The following is a 14,723-nucleotide window of genomic DNA, read 5'->3' on the forward strand; positions in this document are numbered from 1 at the left end:
GATGTGCGCGTGTCGCGCCTCCCACGACTGCTGCCTGCCGTGCTGCTCGCCTGCACCGCGCCGGTGCTGGTGCCGTCCCCGGCGTCGGCTGCCTGCACCTGCCAGGACGCCAGCGTCCGCGAGGCCGCCAACCGTGCCGACGTGGTCTTCCGCGGCACGCTGGAGCAGCAGTCGGTCTCCGGGCAGACGCGCCGCTACTCCTTCGACGTGAGCCGGATCTACCGCGGCCGGGTGGCCGAGACCCCGGTGGTGGTCGAGAGCCCGCGCCAGGCCGCCGACTGCGGGCTCGGTGCGCTGCAGGCCGACCGGTCCTACCTGGTGTTCGGCCGCGAGAGCCGCACCACCCTGGTCACCGACAGCTGTGACGGCACCGGTCGGGCGACGCCCCCCTACGTCCAGCAGGTCGAGGGCGTGCTCGGCGAGGGCAACCCGCTGCCGCGGGAGACGCCCCCGCCGGGCGAGCCGCCGGAGGTGGAGTTCACGGGCGTCGACGACACCGCCCCGCCCGACCTCACCCGGCTCGCCGCCCCCGGCGCCGCGCTGGTGCTGGCCGGGCTGCTGGGGCTGCTCGTCTTCGGCCGGCGCCGCTGACGGGGCTGCGGTTTCCCCGGTCGGCCGGGGAAACCGCACGTTGTCAGGCGTTGCAACGCCCGACAACCTGCAGCATTCCCTGACAACCAGCCTCAGAGGTACATGCCGGACTGGCCCGGCTTGGGACCGTCGGGCCCCTCGCCCTCCTCGCCGGGGGTGCCGGCGCTGACGCCGGGGGGCAGCTGGCGACGCATCTGCTCCAGCTGGGCGCGCGCGGCGACCTGCTGGGCGTAGATCGCGGTCTGGATGCCGTGGAAGAGCCCCTCGAGCCACCCGACCAGCTGCGCCTGGGCGATCCGCAGCTCGCCCTCCGACGGCGTGCCGTCCTCGGTGAACGGCAGGGAGAGTCGCTCGAGCTCCTCGACCAGCTCGGGGGCCAGCCCGCTCTCGAGCTCCTTGATCGAGGAACGGTGGATCTCCTTGAGCCGGTTGCGGCTCGCCTCGTCGAGCGGGGCGGCCTTCACCTCGTCGAGCAGCTGGCGGATCATGCTGCCGATCCGCATCACCTTGGCCGGCTGCTCCACGAGGTCGGCGACGCCTCGTTCACCCTCGTCGTCGCCCTCGCCGCCGCCGGCGGCGCCGGCCGCGGCCGCGGCGACCATGCTGGCCGGCACCGACCCGACCGGTTGCCCGTCAGGACCGACGACGACGACGTGCTGCTCGTTCTCGGAGGACTGGCTCATGCCCCCACCCTACGGTCGGACCGAGAGCAGGATCTTGCCCACGTTGTCGCCGGCCTCCATCAGCTCGTGCGCGCGGGTGACCTCCTCCAGCGGCAGGGTGGCGTGGACGACCGGCCGGACCCGGCCCTCGGCGACCAGCGGCCAGACGTGCTCGACGACGGCGGCGCAGATGGCGGCCTTGTCCGCCGGCGGCCGGGGGCGCAGCGACGTGGCGATGACGGCGCCTCGCTTGCGCAGCAGCTTCGCGATGTCGAGCTCGCCCTTCGTGCCGCCCTGCATGCCGATGATCACGAGCCGACCCTCGGTGGCGAGGGCGTCGAGGTTGCGGCCGAGGTACTTCGCGCCCATGTTGTCGAGGACCACGTCGGCGCCGTGACCGTCGGTCTCGCGTCGTACGACGTCGACGAAGTCGTCCTCGCGGTAGTTGATCAGCACGTCGGCGCCGAGCTCGGCGCAGCGCTCGAGCTTCTCCGGCGACCCGGCGGTGGTGAGCACCCGCGCACCGACTGCGGAAGCGAGCTGGATCGCGAGGGTTCCGATCCCGCCGGCTCCGCCGTGGACGAGGAACTGCTCACCGGGCCGGAGGCCGGCCACCATGAACACGTTGGACCAGACGGTGCACGCGACCTCCGGGAGGGCGGCCGCCGTGACCAGGTCGATCCCGGCCGGCACCGGCATCAGCTGGCCGGCGGGGACGACCACCTGCTCGGCGTACCCACCCCCGGCGAGCAGGGCGCAGGCGGCGTCGCCGACCTGCCAGCCCTCGACGTCCTCGCCCAGGGCGGCCACCGTGCCGCTGCACTCGAGGCCGATCGTCTCCGACGCCCCGGGCGGCGGCGGGTAGTGACCCTGCCGCTGCAGCAGGTCAGCGCGGTTGACCGCGGTGGCAGCGACCTCGAGCAGCACCTCGCCGGCGCCGGGCTCGAGGTCGGGCACGTCGGCGAGCGCGAGGACCTCCGGGCCCCCGGACCCGGACGTGACGACCGCCCTCACTCTTCCTCGTCGAAGGAGTCGTGGCTGTGGTCGACCGCGCTGTCGTCGGGGACCTCGTCGTCGATGTCGTCGGGGTCGGGGGCATCAGCGGGCCGGTCCCACCCGTCGGCCAGCACCTGGGCGCGGGCCGCGAGGTCCTCGACGTCCTCCGGGTCAGCTCCTTGCAGGCCGGCGGCGTAGCCGAGCAGGTAGGTCGTGATGGGCGCGGCCACCTTGGTCACGTTGTGGGCTGCCGACCGTGCCAGGTCGAGCACCAGGGCCTCGTCGACCTCAGCCTCGACGTCGAGCGCGTCGCACAGCTCGTCGATCCAGTCGTGCAGGTTCACGGATCCAACATTCGCGCAAGATCCTGCCAGGTGTCCACGTCCTGCGCCTCCGCGTTCCGTGCCGGTACGTCGACGAGGTCCAGCTCCGACAGCAGCCGGTGGAGCGGGAAGCCGTGGGGGTCCTGCGGCAGCGCCCGGTCCAGCCCACCTGCCGCCAGCGCGAGGGCGAGCTGGCGGCGGCCGTCCGCGTCGCAGAGCACGGCGCCGTCGTGCCCGGGCAGGGCCGCCAGCAGCCGGTCGAAGGTCGCCGCCGTGACCCGCGGCATGTCGACCGCAAGCACCAGCAGGAGACCGGGGTCGTGGGCGAGGGCGGCGCGGCCGGCCGCGAGACCCGCCACCGGACCGCCCAGCGGCGGGTCCTCACGCACGAACGTCGCCGGTCGGCTGGTCGGCACCGGCGCCCCGACGACCACGACCTCGCCGGCAGCGCCGGTCGCCGCCAGCGCCCGCTCGAGGAACGTCGTGCCGGCGTACTCGATGGACGCCTTGTCGGCTCCGTCGAGGCGCGCGGCGGTGCCGCCGGCGAGGATCACTGCCGCGAGGTCCACGCGTGCAGTCTCCCAGCCATCGACGGCGGATCCGCGGGTGGCAGGCTGGGGGCGTGGACGGACGACTGCGCGTGGCCCTGGTCCAGCACGCCTCCGGGCTGGAGCCGGCCGACAACCGCGACCTGCTGGAGGAGCTCACCCCGGAGGGGGTCGACCTGACGGTGTTCCCGGAAGCGTTCGCCCGCGACTTCGGCAAGCCCGGCTCCGACGTGAGCGGGTTCGCGGAGCCGCTCGACGGGCCGTTCGCGACCGAGCTGGAGCGGGTGGCGCAGGCGCGGGACGCCACCCTGCTGGCAGGGCTCTTCGAGACCTCCGAGGACCTCCAGCGGCCCTTCAACACCCTCGTCCTCCGTGGCCGCGCGCGCGCCGACTACCGCAAGGTCCACCTCTACGACTCCTTCGGCTACCGCGAGTCCGACCGGCTGACCGCCGGCCCGATCTCTGCGCCGGTGGTCGAGCTCGGGGGTCTGGCCGTCGGCCTGATGACCTGCTACGACCTGCGGTTCCCCGAGCAGTCCCGGGCCCTGGTCGACGCCGGCGCTGAGGTGCTCGTGATCCCCGCCGCCTGGGTCGCCGGGGAGCGGAAGGTCGACCACTGGCGCACCCTGGTGCGGGCGCGGGCCATCGAGAACACGGTCTACGTCGTCGCCGTCGGTCAGCCCGCGCCGCGCTACACCGGCCACTCGATGGTCGTGGACCCGCTCGGTGACGTGATCGCGGAGGCGGGCGAGGAGCCGGCGGTCCTGACCGCGACCCTCGAGCGCGAGGTGCTCGTCGAGGCCCGCCGGACCAACCCCTCGCTCGCCAACCGGCGGCGGTAGCCTTCGACCCCGTGGCCCGGACAACGCCCCGCCGACGCGCCGAACCGGCGCGTCCGTGGTCGCGCCGCCGGGAGCAGCAACCCGGGGCCCGGCGCCAGGTCGGGGTCGACGGCCGGGCCGGCTCTGCGTCCGCGCCGGTCACGCCGCCGCCTGACCGGTCCCCGCAGCGGGGGACGCAGCGCGCGGAGGCCCCGCCGCCACCCGCACCGGCGCTGCGGGCCGAGCCGGTCGAGGAGACCGCTGACACCGCACTGCTGGTCCCGCCCAGCACCGCCCCCGAGCCCGCCGTGGTTCCCGCGCGGTCGCGCGTGGTGCTGCGCCTGCTGGCGGCTCTGTGGCTGCTGATCACCCTGCTCGGGACCGGCCTGCTGGTCGTCGGGCTCTTCGACGTGCTGCCTCGCACTGAGGTCGACCTCGCCGCAGGACTGGTGCTCGACCTCGACGCACCGTGGGTGCCCCAGCTCGGCGCGGTGGCTGTGGCCACGACGTACGTGTGGGCGCTGGCAGCGCGGACCGGTGGCCGCCCGGCCGTCTTCGGCCTGCTCACCCTGGGCGTCGCGGTCGCGGTGCTGGTCCTCGACAACGGGTTGCTCCGCAACGGGGCGGCCGTCATGACGTGCGTGGTCGCGGCCGTGCTGGCGGTGGTCGCGACCGTGCCCGCCGTAGGACTGCGCCACACGGTGCGTGAGGTGGTGGTGGCGACCCTGATCGCCGCCGTCGGCGGCCTCGCGACGGTGGGGCTGGCGCCCGACGTCGACCCGCTGCGCTTCCAGTACACGACCCTGGGCCTCGCGCTCCTCGGGGCCTTCGGCCTGATCTACCGGCTCGGGGCGGGCCTCCACGGCCTCGGCCGCCGCGGGGTGGTCATCGTCGTCTTCGGCGCGGTCGTCCTCGCCCTCACCCTCGCGTACGCCGAGCTCCTGCGCCGTTACGGGACACCGGTGCTCGTCGAGTGGCTCTTCGACGGCGTCGACCGGGTACGCGCCCTGATCGGTGCCTCGCCGCGACCCATCGTGGCGCTGCTGGGCGTTCCCGCCCTGGTGTGGGGCACCCACATGCGCGCCCGGCGCCGCCAGGGCTGGTGGGTGTGCGCCTTCGGGGTCGGGGCGACCGTCCCGGTCGCGCAGGCGTTGCTCGACCCCGAGCCGTCGCGGGCGGCCGCGGCACTCGGCCTGGGCTACGGCGTCGTGGTCGGCCTGGTGCTGGGAGCGGTGCTGGTGCTGGTCGACCTCGCGCTCACCGGCAACCGCGGGCGCCGGGGCCGGCGGGCCGAGTCGTCCTCGGCCGTACGCCCTGAACCCTCGCGCGTCGAGGCCCTGCTCTGACCGGTTCCCCACGCCCGTCGGGGTCGATGCGGCGTACGGACGGGTAACGGATACGGTCGCCACCATGGCCCGCTCCCAGGAGATCGAGATCGTCGCGGAGATGGTGGCGAACGTGATGAGCGTCGACGTCGCCACCGGCGACAGCGTCGCCCCGGGCGACACCGTCGTGCTGCTCGAGTCGATGAAGATGGAGATCCCCGTCATCCTCGAGCGCGGCGGCACCATCAGCGGCGTCTGGGTCAGCCCCGGCGACGTCGTCCAGGAGGGCGACGCCCTGGTCACCGTCACGACCTGAGTCCGGCGTCGAGCAGCGGGTCGCGGCCTCGCAGGCGCTGCCGCGGCGCTCTGGTGTTTCGAGACGCGCTACTGCCTCCCTCGCTGCGCTCGGGTGCCACTCGGCGCTCCTCAACCCTCTCGCGCTGCGGGACCTCGCAGGCTCGGTCCCGGCGCTCGAGCAGAGGGGGCGGGATTCGAACCCGCGGCTGACATCACTGCCAGCGACCGCTTTCAAGGCGGTTCCGATAGGCCACTCCGGCACCCCTCCGAGCCGCCCGCAGGCGACACGCAGGAGTGTACGGGCGGGGTCGGGTGCTACTCCGACCCGCCGAGCTCCAGCTCCACCTCGTCCCAGACCAGGTCGCGGCGCCGCTGCAGGTGGTGCTCGACGTCCACCAGCAACCGGCGTACGTCGGCACGCACGCCCTCGAGACCGGGCTCGCGGAACACCCGGGGACCCAGCGCGGCCAGCCGCTCGAGGAGGGCGTCGCGCTCGCGGAGCATCCCCGCTCCGCGGGCGGCCAGCCAGCCGTCGTCGGAGGCCTGCGACTCTGCGGTCAGGAGGTCGCGGACGTCCCCGAGCGTGCGTCGGGCCTGCCACCGCCAAGCGGCAGGGTTGCGTGCGTCCGAGAGGCGGCTCTGGAGCTGCTGCAGCGTCGCGGGCATGGCGACCTCCGGCGGTTCCGGCAGGGTTTCCGGCAGGGGTTCGAGTGTCGCCCCGCGGCGAGGTCGGCGACAAGACCCGGGGGTCCGGCGGTTTCGGTGATTCGGGACAATCGGACCATGTCGTCCGGATACCGCCTCGCCCCCGCGGTGGCTGCCCGGTTGCTGGGACTGCTCCTGGTCGTGCTCGCCGCGGCGGTCGTGGCCCTCACCGTGCTCGCGAGCGCACTCGCGTGGCCACCGGCGGTGATCCTCGTGGCCGCGATCGGCGGCGTGGCGCTGGGTCTGGTGGCCGCGTGGTGGTTGCTGCGGGGCCTCCGGGTCGTGGTGCTCGACGAGCGGGGATACCGGGTCCGGATGGTCCGGGGTGCGGGTGTGAGGGACGCCGCGTGGCTGGAGGTGGGCGACGCGGTGACCGCGGACGTCCGCGGGGTCGACTGCGTGGTGCTGCGGCTCAAGGACGGGCGCGCCACCAGCATCCCCGTCGCGGTCCTGGCCGCTGACCGCAACGCCTTCGTGGCCGAGGTGCGACAACGCCTCAAGGACGCCGAGGGCCTGCGCCCGCTGTGAGCCGATCGCCCGATTCGGCCCCTCCCGGCAGCGCCTAGTAGCCTGACCCCGCGGTCGCGCTCCGTCGTGCCGTGTGGAGGCGTCGCCTAGTCCGGTCTATGGCGCCCGCCTGCTAAGCGGGTTGAGGGCAAACCCCTCTCGCGGGTTCAAATCCCGCCGCCTCCGCCAGTCTTCGTCGGTCCCCTTCCGGTCTCTGCGGGAGGGGACCGACGTTCTTCCGGCGGGTGGCCGACTGCAGGTTCGTGCACTGCACGTTTCTGAGCCAGGCAACCGCTGTCGCGCCACCCGTACCTCCCACCAGACTTGCCTCGTTGGAACTTCCGACGACTGTTCGACGACGTAGGTGGAGACGGAGACATGAAGATCGCCAAGAAGCTCGCCATTGTCCTGACGACGGCTGTGCTGGGTGTGGGTCTTCTCGGGGGCCCCGCCACCGCACGTGACAGCAGCTGGGGGTGCGGCGGCTGCGCCATCGCCATCGACTGACGACCCCGGCAACCCGACCTGAGACGGGGAACGCGTAGCCCCCCAGCCGCGATCCCGGTGCCGAACCCCCCTCGGCCGTCTCACCACAGCACGAGGGCAGTGACCTGGTCACTGCCCTCGTGCTGTGTCTGCATCTCCTAGGAGCCCTCCGACGAGCCCCCCGACGAGCCGTGCGGCGGGGCCGGGTCGTCCTTCCCGCCGCTGATGCCGCGCCGACCCATCGTGTAGCCGAGCTGGAAGCGCGTCTCGGCCTCGTACTCCCGCTTGAGGTCGGCGACGTAGCCGGCGTACGTGCGGGGACTGACGCCGAGCCGCTTGGCGCTCACCGGGTCGGCGTGCCCCTCGATGAGCATCCGGATCGTCATCGCCCGCTGCTCGGCAGCGATGTCCTTGAGCATGCCTTCCTCGCGGTTCGTGAACGGGCGGCCGCGCTCCCACGCCCGCTCGAAGACGTCCACGAGGTAATCGACGATCGAGGGCTCCCGGATCACGATGGCGGTCGTCAGGTCCTCGGCCTTGCCGGGGATCACCACCACCCGGTGGTCGATGGCGATCATCCGGTTGAAGAACTCGTCGAGCGTGCGGACCTCGGCACCCCGGGCCGTCACCGCGGCGACGTACTTGTGGGTGATCGAGCTGCGTCGCGCGCTGTGCTGGTAGAGCGTGCGCATCCGGGTCCCGCGCTCGAGCATCGCGGTGTCGCGCTCGGCGGCCGCCGCCAGGGTCGGCGCGTCACGGCCCGCCTGCGGCTGGGCGGTGAGCATCTCCTCCTCGCACTCGGCCACGAGGCCGGCGATGAAGGGGTCGATGGCACTCCCGTGCAGCATCGTGAAGGGGCCCTGCGTCTCGGTCGGGGCCCTGCGCCACGCCTGGGCGAGCGGGCCGAACGCCGCGGCCCAGCCGGAGGACTCCTGCAGCAGCCGGGTGCCCTGCTGGGTGAGGGGCGAGACGATCCGCGACTGGACCGAGGCCGGGTCGATCGCGACGTACCGCTCCTGGTCTGGCTGCTGCGTCAGCAGGCCGATCTCCAGGAGCAGGTCGAACGCCGCGCGCTCCTTCGACCCCTCCGCGAGCCGTGGGTCGTGGGACTCGATCCCGCCCGCGGCGACGATGTCCTCGTAGAGAGCCGTCGCCGCCGACTCGAACAGCGCGCGGTCCTCTGGTTCCAGCTGACGCACGTCCTGCCTCTCTCCCTCCCCCTCTGCCGGGCCCCCTCTGCCGGCTCAGACTCCCACATGGCGAGACGCCAGCGGCCCCGTCCTCGGGGGACGGGGCCGCTGGTCGGGGTCAGATCAGAGGCCCAGGCGCGCCTTGAGGCCGTCGAGCTCGGTCCAGAGCACCGCGGGCAGCTGCTCGCCGAAGGTCTCGAACCACTCCTGGATCTGGGGCACCTCGGCACGCCACTCCTCGACGTCGACCTGGAGCGCACGGGCCAGCCGGTCCGCGTCGAGGTCGAGCCCCTCGGTGTCGAGGGCGCCGGGAGCCGGCACGTGGCCGACGGGGGTCTCGACCGCGGCGGCCTGGCCGTCGATCCGCTCCACGACCCACTTGAGGACGCGGCTGTTCTCACCGAAGCCGGGCCACAGGAACCCGCCGTCGTCGTCGCGCCGGAACCAGTTGACGTAGAAGATCCGCGGCAGCTTGGCGGCGTCGTTCTCCTTGCCCATGGTGATCCAGTGGTTGAAGTAATCGCCGGCGTGGTAGCCGATGAAGGGCAGCATCGCCATCGGGTCGCGGCGGACGACCCCGACCTGGCCGACGGCCGCCGCGGTGGTCTCGCTCGAGAGGGTCGCGCCGAGGAAGGTGCCGTGGGTCCAGTCGCGGGCCTCGAAGACCAGCGGCACCGTGGTCTTGCGGCGGCCGCCGAAGAGGATCGCGTCGATCGGGACACCGCGCGGGTCGTCGTACTCCGGCGCGAGGATGTCGCACTGCGTGATCGGCGTGCAGTAGCGGCTGTTGGGGTGGCTGGAGAGCTCCTCGCTGTCGGGCGTCCAGGGCTGGCCCTTCCAGCTGGTGGCGCGCGCCGGCGGGTTCTCCAGCCCCTCCCACCACACGTCGCCGTCCTCGGTCAGCGCCACGTTGGTGAAGACCGAGTTGCCCTTGTTGATGGTCCGCATGGCGTTGGGGTTGGTGTGCTCGTTGGTGCCGGGGGCGACGCCGAAGAAGCCGTACTCCGGGTTGACCGCCCACAGTCGCCCGTCCTCACCGATCCGCATCCAGGCGATGTCGTCGCCGAGCGTCTCGACCTTCCAGCCGGGGATGGTCGGCTGGAGCATCGCGAGGTTGGTCTTGCCGCACGCGGACGGGAAGGCGGCGGCGACGTACTTCACGACGCCCTCGGGCGAGGTGAGCTTGAGGATCAGCATGTGCTCGGCGAGCCAGCCCTCGTCGCGGGCCATGACGCTGGCGATGCGCAGCGCGTAGCACTTCTTACCGAGCAGGGCGTTGCCGCCGTAGCCCGAGCCGAAGGACCAGATCGCGCGCTCCTCGGGGAACTGCACGATGTACTTGGTGTCGTTGCAGGGCCACGCGACGTCGGCCTGGCCCTCCTCGAGCGGCATGCCGACCGAGTGGATCGCCGGCACGAAGTCCGCGTCGAGCTCGGTCATCCGCTCCAGGACGTGCGTGCCCATCCGGGCCATGACGCGCATGCTGACGGTGACGTAGGCCGAGTCGGTGACCTCGACGCCGAACATCGGCCGCTCCGCCTCGAGGTGGCCCATCACGAAGGGGATGACGTACATGGTGCGTCCCCGCATGCAGCCGGCGTAGAGCCCGCGCATGATGTCCTTCATCTGCTCGGGGTCCATCCAGTTGTTGGTGGGCCCGCAGTCCTTCTCGTCGACCGAGCAGATGTAGGTGCGGTCCTCGACCCGCGCGACGTCGGTGGGGTCGGAGGCTGCGTGGAAGCTGTTGGGCTTCCGCGTGGGGTCGAGACGTGTGAAGGTGCCGGTGGCCTCGAGCGCACGGGTGAGCTCGTCCCACTCCTCGTCGGAGCCCGTGCACCAGTGGAGCCGGTCGGGCTGGGTGAGCTCGGCCACCTCGGCGACGAAGTCGAGGATGCCCTGGTGCGTGGTGGGCGCGTCGGCGAGCGAGGTGTCAGCGGTCGTGGTCATACCGGACCTCCGTGGTCGAGGTGCGAGGCGCAGCGGGCCGGGAGACCCGCGGGCGCAGGTGGCGTCGGCCGGCGTCGTCGTCGGGCCAACGGGATGCCGGGAGGCTAACCGCGCCCGCGGGGTCCGCATATTGGATCGATCTACGCGCTGTGACCCAGGTCTCAGTGCTCCGGTCGGTCCCGCTCCACGCGATGGCGGACCCGGTCGGGCCGGAACCCGTGGTCGATGCCCCACAGCACCGCTCGGGTACGGCTGTCGGCGTCGATCTTGCGGTAGAGCGTCCGCAGGTAGCTCTTCACGGTGTTGAGCCCGAGGAACGCCCGCTCCCCGATCTCCTGGTTGCTCAGGCCCTGGCACAGCAGGGCGAGCACCTCCGCCTCGCGGGGGCTGAGACCTTCGGCGTCACCCGGCCAGTGGCCGAACGCTCCGTCGCTGTCCGCCTCTGCCTGTGGTGTCACCGTCTCCCCTGCGTGCACCCGCTCGAGGGCCGCCACGAGCTCGGCACCCGAGACGCCCTTGGAGACGTAGCCGGAGGCGCCGGCCCGCATCGACTGCTCCACCAGCTCCGGCTGGGTGTTCCAGCTGAAGACGACGAGTCGCGCACCCGAGCTGCCGAGGATCGACCTGACGTCGAGGGCCTCGCCCTGCGGTTGGCCGAAGGAGTCGTAGAGGACGAGGTCGACCTCGGTGGCGACGGGCAGGCCGCTGTCGAGCTCGACGACGGCCACCCGCTCGGCGTACGGCGCGAGCACGCCGGCGATGCCCACGACCACGATCTCGTAGTCGTTGACGACCGCCACCCGCACGGGTCCCTCACCCATGGGCCGGAGCATAGGCAGCGTCGCAACACGCGCGCCCGGTGGAACACACCTTCGGGTGTGGTGCGGAGCCGGCAAGCCTGTTGGAGTGGAGGTTGGCGGTCTGTGACCGTCGAGCAGGGCGTCCCCGGGGCTCACGCAGTCCCGACTCGGTGGGGCGCCCTGCTTCATGAGGACGAGCTGACGACGACGAGGAGGAGGGTCGCGTGCCCTCGAGCGCCGTGACGCTGTGGCCGGCCACCGGTGACCCGACGCCCCCTCACGTCGTCGACCTCGTCGCGACTGCCGCGGCCGGGACCCCGGGTCCCGTCGAGCAGGGACTCGAGCTCGCGCCGCGCATCGCCGAGCTCTGCCCGACCCCCGGCGAGGGCGCGACCGCGGTGCTCTGGGAGGTGCTGGCCTCCCTGGGTGCGGCGGACCTGCAGCTGGCGCGGGCGGTGGAGCCGCACCTCGACGCTCGCAACATCCTCGTCGAGGCGGCGGGCGCCGGCCACGACGTCCCGGGCCCCGGCGGATCGCGCTGGGGTGTCTTCGCCGCGGAGGGCCCCGGGGTGCGGCTGGAGGCCAGCGCCCACGACGGTGGCTGGCGGCTCTCGGGCACCAAGCCGTGGTGCTCGCTGGCGGGCAGGCTCGACCGGGCCCTGGTGACGGCCTGGGTCGACGAGGAGCGCCGCGGTCTCTTCGCGGTCGACCTGCACGCCCCGGGGGTGCGGGTCGACGGTGATGACGCCTGGTGTGCGCGCGGGCTGCCTGAGGTGGTCAGCCTCCCGGTCGCCCTCGACGACGTGCCCGCGCAGCCCGTCGGGCCCCCCGGGTGGTACCTCACGCGCGACGGCTTCGCCTGGGGCGGCATCGGCGTGGCCGCCGTCTGGTACGGCGGCGCGGTCGGGCTCGCCCGACGGGTGGCCGCGCCGCGGCGCCGGCCGCGCGACCAGCTGTCGCACCTCCACCTCGGTGAGATCGACCGGCACCTCGCGGCCGGTGCCGCCGTCCTGGCCTCGGCAGCGGGCGACGTCGACGCGGGGCGGGCCTCCGGTGCGGCGGGGGCAGTCCTGGCCTTGCGTGTGCGTGCCGTCGTCGCGGACACGTGCGAGGCCGTGCTGGCCGCAGCCGAGCACGAGCTCGGACCGGGGCCGCAGGTCTCCGAGCCCGAGTACGCCGCCCGGCTGGCGGACCTGCGGCTCTACTTGCGTCAGCACCACGCCGAGCGGGACCTGGCGGCGCTCGGTCGCGAGCTGGAGGAGGGCCGGGCGCCGTGGTGACCGCACCGGCCTTCCGTCACGACGCCCCCGGCACCCCCGCCCAGCGTTGGTGGCACCACCCCGACCGCGGCCGGGTGGCCGAGCTGGACCTCGTCGACGCCGACGGGGGGCGGCTTCGGCACGTCGTCGTCGTCGCCGCCCACCCCGATGACGAGACCATGGGCGCCGGTGGGCTGCTGGCGCAGCTGGCGGTGATGCCGGAGGACGTGCGGCCCCGCCTGTCGGTCGTGCTGCTCACCGACGGCGAGGCCAGTCACCCCGCCTCGCCCACGCACGCCCCTTCCGCCCTGGCCGAGGTGCGGCTCGCGGAGTGCCGGGAGGCCCTCGACCGGCTGGGCGCCGAGATCGCCCTGGTCCGCCGGGGACTGCCCGACGGCGAGGTCGCGGCGGCCGAGGACCGCTGCGTCGCCGACCTCTGCCGCCTCGTGGGCGACGGCCGCGGGGTGCTCCTGCTCGCGCCGTGGCGCCGCGACGGGCACCCGGACCACGAAGCAGCCGGGCGGGCCGCGGCGGCGGCCGCGGCGCGGACCGGGGCACGGCTGCTGGAGTACCCCGTGTGGTTCTGGCACTGGGGTCGGCCGGACGACGCGCCGTGGTCGACCATGCGCCGGGTGTCCCTCCCGCCCGACGCGCTGGCCGCGAAGGACCGGGCGATCGCCTCGCACCGCAGCCAGGTCCGCGGTCTGTCGGTGCAGGAGGGTGACGAGCCCCTTCTCGGGCCCGACCTGCTCGCCCACTTCCTGTGCCCGCAGGAGCTCTTCGTCGAGGAGCCGGGCGTCGACGCCGCCCTGGACCGGCTCCACCGGGAGCGTCCGGAGCCCTGGGGTGCGCCCACCCGCTGGTACGAGGAGCGCAAGCGGCAGCTGGTGCTGGCGATGCTCCCCGACCGCGAGCACGGGCGGGCGCTCGACATCGGGTGCTCGACCGGCGTGCTGACCGAGGCCCTCGCCGACCGCTGCTCCCACGTCCTCGCGGTCGACAGCAGCCCCGCCGCGGTCCGGACCGCGCGTGCCCGCCTGGAGGGACTGGCCCACGTCGACGTGGAGCTGCGCGCACTCCCCCGGGAGTGGCCACCGGGTCGGTTCGACCTCGTCGTGGTCAGCGAGGTCGGCTACTTCCTGAGCCCGCGCGACCTCGAGCGGCTGGTCGTCGAGGTCGACGCCTGCCTGGCCGACGACGGCGTCGTCGTGCTGTGCCACTGGCGCCACCCGGTGGCGGGATGGCTCCTCGACGGTGGCGACGTCCACGCCGCGTTCGAGGCGGGCGTGGGGTGGCCGCGGCTGGCGGCGTACCGGGACGACGACGTGGAGATCCTGCTGCTCGGACCGTCGTCGCGGATGCCGGAGCCGACCTCGTGACGCGCGGCATCGACAGGATCAACGTGGTGGTCCCCGCCCACGACGAGGCCGTGCTGCTGGGTCGGTGCCTGACCCACGTCCGGGCGGCCGTCGACGCGCTCGGCCCGCAAGGCCCCGACGTCAGGGTCGTGGTGGTGCTCGACGCGTGCGGCGACAGTAGTGCGGCCGTGGCGGCACGCGCCGGGGTCACGGTGGTGGAGTGCGCGGCGCGCAACGTGGGCGTGGCACGGGCGGTCGGGGTGGAGGCCGCCGGGGCGGGGGCCGATCCGGCCGCCACCTGGCTGGCCACGACGGACGCCGACAGCGTCGTGCCGCGAGGCTGGCTCCTGGACCACCTGGCGGCCTCACTGGCCCACGACGTGCTGGTGGGTGGGGTCCGGCCGGACCCGGCGGACCTGCCCGACGAGGTGCTCGGCGCGTGGCTGGCCGCCCACACCCGCGTCGGGCACCACGTCCACGGCGCCAACCTCGGCGTCCGGCTCTCGGCGTACCGGGCCGTGGGCGGGTTCCGCCCGATCCCCACGGGGGAGGACGTGGCGCTGGTGGCCGACCTCCGCTCCCTCGGCGTCGCGGTCGCCGGGGGCGGCCACCCCGTGGTCACCTCGGGGCGGGTCCAGGGCCGGGCGCCCGACGGCTTCGCCGGCTACCTCCGCACCCTCGTCGCCGCCCGCGAACCTGCGTGACGCGGATTCGGCTCGCTCCTCGCGGTCGGCTATCCTCGTCCAGTCGTCCGGCGGGTCCGGGCGGCGGGCGCCTGTAGCTCAACGGATAGAGCATCTGACTACGGATCAGAAGGTTTGGGGTTCGAATCCCTACAGGCGCGCAGGACAGGACCGCAGGCACCGTCAGGTGGCTGCGGTCCTCTCGACTCTCCGGACCGGGTCGGT

General features: G+C 73.7%; 17 protein-coding genes and 3 tRNA genes. 11 read left to right on the top strand and 9 right to left on the bottom strand.

The window, feature by feature from the left end:
* Window positions 1–9 precede the first annotated feature (9 nt).
* Window positions 10–591: a hypothetical protein gene (locus K6T13_RS00680; protein WP_222895939.1), complete on the top strand. Its 582-nt coding sequence runs from the start codon at window positions 10–12 to the stop codon at window positions 589–591.
* A 92-nt stretch (window positions 592–683) separates the two neighbouring features.
* Here K6T13_RS00680 and K6T13_RS00685 read toward each other — a convergent pair whose 3' ends face one another.
* Genes K6T13_RS00685 through mobA form a run of 4 tightly spaced genes read right to left on the bottom strand, consistent with a single transcriptional unit; the run spans window position 684 to window position 3,141 of the window.
* The gene (locus tag K6T13_RS00685) at window positions 684–1,274 is read right to left on the bottom strand and encodes a bacterial proteasome activator family protein (RefSeq protein ID WP_249423872.1); all 591 of its coding nucleotides are present in this window, start codon (window positions 1,272–1,274) and stop codon (window positions 684–686) included.
* 9 nt (window positions 1,275–1,283) lie between these two features.
* The gene (locus K6T13_RS00690; RefSeq protein WP_222895941.1) at window positions 1,284–2,267 is read right to left on the bottom strand and encodes an NAD(P)H-quinone oxidoreductase; all 984 of its coding nucleotides are present in this window, start codon (window positions 2,265–2,267) and stop codon (window positions 1,284–1,286) included.
* Window positions 2,264–2,593 (bottom strand): DUF6457 domain-containing protein, encoded by a 330-nt coding sequence (locus K6T13_RS00695; RefSeq protein ID WP_222895942.1) that lies wholly within the window; start codon window positions 2,591–2,593, stop codon window positions 2,264–2,266. Before K6T13_RS00695 ends, K6T13_RS00690 begins: the two co-directional genes overlap by 4 nt.
* Complete coding sequence (gene mobA, locus K6T13_RS00700) at window positions 2,590–3,141, bottom strand: molybdenum cofactor guanylyltransferase (protein WP_222895943.1); 552 nt, start codon at window positions 3,139–3,141, stop codon at window positions 2,590–2,592. Before mobA ends, K6T13_RS00695 begins: the two co-directional genes overlap by 4 nt.
* Window positions 3,142–3,194: 53 nt before the next feature.
* On the opposite strand from mobA, the gene K6T13_RS00705 reads away from it, so the two are divergent.
* The 3 genes from K6T13_RS00705 to K6T13_RS00715 all read left to right on the top strand — a co-directional run bounded on the left by K6T13_RS00705 (window position 3,195) and on the right by K6T13_RS00715 (window position 5,582).
* A complete protein-coding gene (locus tag K6T13_RS00705; RefSeq protein WP_249423873.1) occupies window positions 3,195–3,962 on the top strand; it encodes a carbon-nitrogen hydrolase family protein in 768 nt (255 codons plus the stop codon).
* A gap of 11 nt (window positions 3,963–3,973) precedes the next feature.
* Entirely contained in the window at window positions 3,974–5,287 is a 1,314-nt protein-coding gene (locus K6T13_RS00710; protein ID WP_222895944.1) for a hypothetical protein, read from the top strand.
* Window positions 5,288–5,351: 64 nt separating this feature from the next.
* The gene (locus K6T13_RS00715) at window positions 5,352–5,582 is read left to right on the top strand and encodes a biotin/lipoyl-binding carrier protein (protein ID WP_222895945.1); all 231 of its coding nucleotides are present in this window, start codon (window positions 5,352–5,354) and stop codon (window positions 5,580–5,582) included.
* A gap of 160 nt (window positions 5,583–5,742) precedes the next feature.
* Here the strand turns inward: K6T13_RS00715 and K6T13_RS00720 are convergent.
* Together K6T13_RS00720 and K6T13_RS00725 are read right to left on the bottom strand one after the other, a co-directional pair.
* A tRNA-Ser gene (locus K6T13_RS00720) sits at window positions 5,743–5,831 on the bottom strand.
* Between the two features lie 47 nt (window positions 5,832–5,878).
* Window positions 5,879–6,229, bottom strand: a complete 351-nt coding sequence (locus tag K6T13_RS00725; RefSeq protein ID WP_222895946.1) for a hypothetical protein — start codon at window positions 6,227–6,229, stop codon at window positions 5,879–5,881.
* Between the two features lie 117 nt (window positions 6,230–6,346).
* Here K6T13_RS00725 and K6T13_RS00730 point away from each other — a divergent pair, with 117 nt between their 5' ends.
* The 3 genes from K6T13_RS00730 to K6T13_RS17540 all read left to right on the top strand — a co-directional run bounded on the left by K6T13_RS00730 (window position 6,347) and on the right by K6T13_RS17540 (window position 7,282).
* Entirely contained in the window at window positions 6,347–6,796 is a 450-nt protein-coding gene (locus K6T13_RS00730; protein WP_222895948.1) for a hypothetical protein, read from the top strand.
* Between the two features lie 75 nt (window positions 6,797–6,871).
* Window positions 6,872–6,964: transfer RNA gene (locus K6T13_RS00735), tRNA-Ser, on the top strand.
* 189 nt (window positions 6,965–7,153) lie between these two features.
* Window positions 7,154–7,282 (top strand): hypothetical protein, encoded by a 129-nt coding sequence (locus K6T13_RS17540; RefSeq protein WP_283247938.1) that lies wholly within the window; start codon window positions 7,154–7,156, stop codon window positions 7,280–7,282.
* Window positions 7,283–7,419: 137 nt separating this feature from the next.
* On the opposite strand, the gene K6T13_RS00740 is transcribed toward K6T13_RS17540, so the two are convergent.
* The 3 genes from K6T13_RS00740 to K6T13_RS00750 all read right to left on the bottom strand — a co-directional run bounded on the left by K6T13_RS00740 (window position 7,420) and on the right by K6T13_RS00750 (window position 11,219).
* Complete coding sequence (locus K6T13_RS00740; protein ID WP_222895949.1) at window positions 7,420–8,460, bottom strand: phospholipase D-like domain-containing protein; 1,041 nt, start codon at window positions 8,458–8,460, stop codon at window positions 7,420–7,422.
* A 114-nt stretch (window positions 8,461–8,574) separates the two neighbouring features.
* Window positions 8,575–10,398 (bottom strand): phosphoenolpyruvate carboxykinase (GTP), encoded by a 1,824-nt coding sequence (locus tag K6T13_RS00745; RefSeq protein ID WP_222895951.1) that lies wholly within the window; start codon window positions 10,396–10,398, stop codon window positions 8,575–8,577.
* Window positions 10,399–10,559: 161 nt separating this feature from the next.
* Window positions 10,560–11,219: a LuxR C-terminal-related transcriptional regulator gene (locus K6T13_RS00750; protein WP_222895953.1), complete on the bottom strand. Its 660-nt coding sequence runs from the start codon at window positions 11,217–11,219 to the stop codon at window positions 10,560–10,562.
* Window positions 11,220–11,422: 203 nt separating this feature from the next.
* Between K6T13_RS00750 and K6T13_RS00755 the strand changes: the two genes are divergently transcribed.
* The 4 genes from K6T13_RS00755 to K6T13_RS00770 all read left to right on the top strand — a co-directional run bounded on the left by K6T13_RS00755 (window position 11,423) and on the right by K6T13_RS00770 (window position 14,659).
* Window positions 11,423–12,478, top strand: coding sequence for an acyl-CoA dehydrogenase family protein (locus tag K6T13_RS00755; protein WP_222895955.1), 1,056 nt, complete (start codon window positions 11,423–11,425; stop codon window positions 12,476–12,478).
* Window positions 12,472–13,836, top strand: a complete 1,365-nt coding sequence (locus K6T13_RS00760) for a PIG-L family deacetylase (protein WP_222895956.1) — start codon at window positions 12,472–12,474, stop codon at window positions 13,834–13,836. The genes K6T13_RS00755 and K6T13_RS00760 overlap by 7 nt, the downstream gene beginning before the upstream one ends.
* Entirely contained in the window at window positions 13,833–14,519 is a 687-nt protein-coding gene (locus K6T13_RS00765; protein WP_222895958.1) for a glycosyltransferase family 2 protein, read from the top strand. The genes K6T13_RS00760 and K6T13_RS00765 overlap by 4 nt, the downstream gene beginning before the upstream one ends.
* A gap of 67 nt (window positions 14,520–14,586) precedes the next feature.
* Window positions 14,587–14,659, top strand: a tRNA-Arg gene (locus K6T13_RS00770).
* Window positions 14,660–14,723 lie beyond the last annotated feature (64 nt).

The sequence above is a fragment of the Nocardioides coralli genome (genome assembly GCF_019880385.1).
Lineage (GTDB): Bacteria > Actinomycetota > Actinomycetes > Propionibacteriales > Nocardioidaceae > Nocardioides > Nocardioides coralli.

Bases quoted from the DNA above. Each gene is read 5' to 3' on its own strand.
- K6T13_RS00685 (WP_249423872.1), bottom strand. From the start codon at position 1,274: ATGAGCCAGTCCTCCGAGAACGAGCAGCACGTCGTCGTCGTCGGTCCT.
- K6T13_RS00715 (WP_222895945.1), top strand. From the start codon at position 5,352: ATGGCCCGCTCCCAGGAGATCGAGATCGTCGCGGAGATGGTGGCGAAC.
- K6T13_RS00725 (WP_222895946.1), bottom strand. From the start codon at position 6,229: ATGCCCGCGACGCTGCAGCAGCTCCAGAGCCGCCTCTCGGACGCACGC.
- K6T13_RS00730 (WP_222895948.1), top strand. From the start codon at position 6,347: ATGTCGTCCGGATACCGCCTCGCCCCCGCGGTGGCTGCCCGGTTGCTG.
- K6T13_RS17540 (WP_283247938.1), top strand. From the start codon at position 7,154: ATGAAGATCGCCAAGAAGCTCGCCATTGTCCTGACGACGGCTGTGCTG.
- K6T13_RS00745 (WP_222895951.1), bottom strand. From the start codon at position 10,398: ATGACCACGACCGCTGACACCTCGCTCGCCGACGCGCCCACCACGCAC.
- K6T13_RS00750 (WP_222895953.1), bottom strand. From the start codon at position 11,219: ATGGGTGAGGGACCCGTGCGGGTGGCGGTCGTCAACGACTACGAGATC.